The sequence below is a fragment of the Acidisoma cellulosilyticum genome (assembly GCF_020621385.1).
In the GTDB taxonomy this organism is placed as follows: Bacteria; Pseudomonadota; Alphaproteobacteria; order Acetobacterales; family Acetobacteraceae; genus Acidisoma; species Acidisoma cellulosilyticum.
The window spans coordinates 1-485 of the sequence record NZ_JAESVA010000050.1; the positions used below are offsets into that span (position 1 = coordinate 1).

Sequence of the window (485 nt, forward strand, 5' to 3'; positions counted from 1 at the left end):
CTCGAGATCACCCCCTACGGCACCTTCGCCAATACCGGCCTGCTCACCATCGGCAATGCCTCCACCGCGACGATCGCCTATCTCAATACCTTCACCAATACCGGCTCCATCGAGATCAATGGCGGCGGCGAGCTTGACCTCGACACCTATGCCTCGGCCCTGACCCAGGCCCAGACCGCCGGCGGCCTCGTCGAGATCGACGGCCTCTTCAATGCCGAAGGCGAGACGCTGAACATCGGCACCAACAGCCCCTTCTCCACCATCCTCAACTACGGCACGCTGGAGAACGCGACCCTCGTCCTCAACGGCGGATCGCTCGGCATCGGCTTCGGCCTCTTCAAGAACGACACGGTCGAGGGCAACTTCACCGTCGACGGCGAGAGCACGGCCGAGATCCAGGGGACCTTCGCCGCGACCGGCATCGACGGCACCGGCCCCGGCACCATCACCATCGACGGCGCGGACAGCACCCTGCTGTTCAACGA

Annotated in this window: 1 protein-coding gene; it reads left to right on the forward strand. The window is 64.7% G+C overall.

Features of this window, described 5'->3' with window-relative positions; all coding sequences use genetic code 11:
- On the forward strand, positions 1-485 hold a 485-nt coding region (locus tag ACELLULO517_RS28480; RefSeq protein ID WP_227310881.1), incomplete at both ends, for a hypothetical protein.